Annotated in this window: 2 protein-coding genes; both read right to left on the reverse strand. The window is 69.5% G+C overall.

The window, feature by feature from the left end; translation table 11 throughout:
• Positions 1 to 203 precede the first annotated feature (203 nt).
• Positions 204 to 992, reverse strand: a complete 789-nt coding sequence (locus ACFQ87_RS43565) for a hypothetical protein (RefSeq protein ID WP_380616576.1) — start codon at positions 990 to 992, stop codon at positions 204 to 206.
• 308 nt (positions 993 to 1,300) lie between these two features.
• On the reverse strand, positions 1,301 to 1,758 hold a 458-nt coding region (locus ACFQ87_RS43570), incomplete at its 5' end, for a CU044_5270 family protein (protein WP_380616577.1).

Below are 1,758 nucleotides of genomic sequence, written 5' to 3' on the forward strand. Positions count from 1 at the left end.
CCAGCATGGCCGTGGTCAGGACGCGGCGTCGTGATGTCCCTGCGTCTGTTCCGGTCGGTCCCGGCCTCGCTTCAGTAGCCACGTGTTCGCCTCCCGACGTGCCGCGTCGTGAGATCAAAACACCGTTCGTCGTGCGGACGACGATTCGACACACGCGGACCGACCGATCCACCCCCGGATGGGGTGTGTCCGGGCCGGCGCACTTATTCCTGACGTGCCGTGTTCCCGGCCTCGCCCGCGGTTCGAGCCCGTCGTCGAGGTCCGGGCCAGGGATAGCCGAGCTGATCGGCGAACTCCTTCGAACCTCCGCAGACCTCGGCGACCTCGCGGGGATCTTCGGCCGTGAGGCGCGCCTCAAGGGCTTCGACTTGGTCGGCGGGGTGGTCTCCGGAGATCGGAATGGTCAGCCTGAACTGAAGCCAAGGGCGGTCTTCCCTGATCGCGGAGCGGCCGGGGTGGAACAGGAAGACGGTGATCTGGTCAGGTTCCCAGGGCCAGGCGGAGACAGCTCCCAGCTCGCATTCCCAGGTCGTCAGCCAGCCGGTGTGCTCCCGGAGCCGCTCCTCCAGCAGCCTGGCGACTGTTCGGGCCGGCCACTCCCAGGTGTGATCCGCCACGGCCCGGTCGATCTCTCCTTCGTACTGATCGACGTCGAACCGGAACTCCGGGAGACAAACCTCCTCGACATCCGGGTTGCGCCAGCCGCTCCAGACCACGTGCTGCCCATCGCGCCTGACGGTGACGTAGACAGCGCCGCAGCATCCCTCAGTGCATCCAGCCTCAGCAAGCCGCACCTCGCGAGGAGCGTCGGTCGCGTGCAGCGGCGTCTTCGGGCCCAACAGATGGCGAGGATCCTCTGCTGGGCCCTCGTCGAACACCTCGGCCAGGACGTCCCGTCCGTCGACGATCGGTCGGCATTCCACTGTGGCCCCCGGGCTCCCGAGCGGTGGCACGACGACGCGGAGGGACAGCCGATGCAATTCTGTAGTCACTGCCTGATGGTCTCGAAGTCAACGGACGTTGTCAGTTGCGTTTCTGCTCGGAAGGGGCGGGCGCCGCGCCGCGTGCTGCTTCGCATTGATCCGCAGTCACTCGATCGGCGACTCCACCGGCGCCGGCTGCTGCTCGCCCTCCCCCGCCGCGGATCCCGCACACGCCAGGCGCGCCGCCGCCCTTCACCACTGCCGGACCGCCCTCGGCCGCACCGGCCTCGGCATGCCGCCGGCCCGTTGCCTGCCCCGTGAACCGGGCAACGGGCCGACGGATCCCTGCTCGCCGGCGCCCCTCGGCAGGCGGCGGCTCAGGCCTGAGGCGCCTGCGCCTGGGTCTGCTGCGCGGTCGGCTGGTCGCCCGCCTTGTCGACGATCGCTCGCTTCACCACGGCGGCCTGGCCGAAGACCGTGCCGGGAGCGCCGAAGTCGCTGCCCTGGTCAACGACCACGGCGCGGTGGCCGAGGAACGCGTAGCTGTCCCTGTCGAAGATCCATTCCATCCGGGCGCCGTCGGCGACCCGCGCCACCGCGATGCCGTGCCGCCCGGTGATGTCCACCACGTCGTCCTCCAGGGTGACGCCCGGGATCTTCGACGCCGCCTGGTAGAGCGCGGCGGTGACGGCCGGCGGCGCGATCTGCTCCTTCAGCAGTTCGTTGATGGCCTTGAACGCCCGTTCCTCCTTCGGACGCTTGCCGACGGTCTCGTCGTAGAGCTTCTGGAGCAGCGTGTCCGGGTCGGTCGGGAGGGTGGCCAGGTACTCGTACG

The sequence above is a fragment of the Kitasatospora sp. NPDC056531 genome (assembly GCF_042794375.1).
GTDB lineage: Bacteria > Actinomycetota > Actinomycetes > Streptomycetales > Streptomycetaceae > Kitasatospora.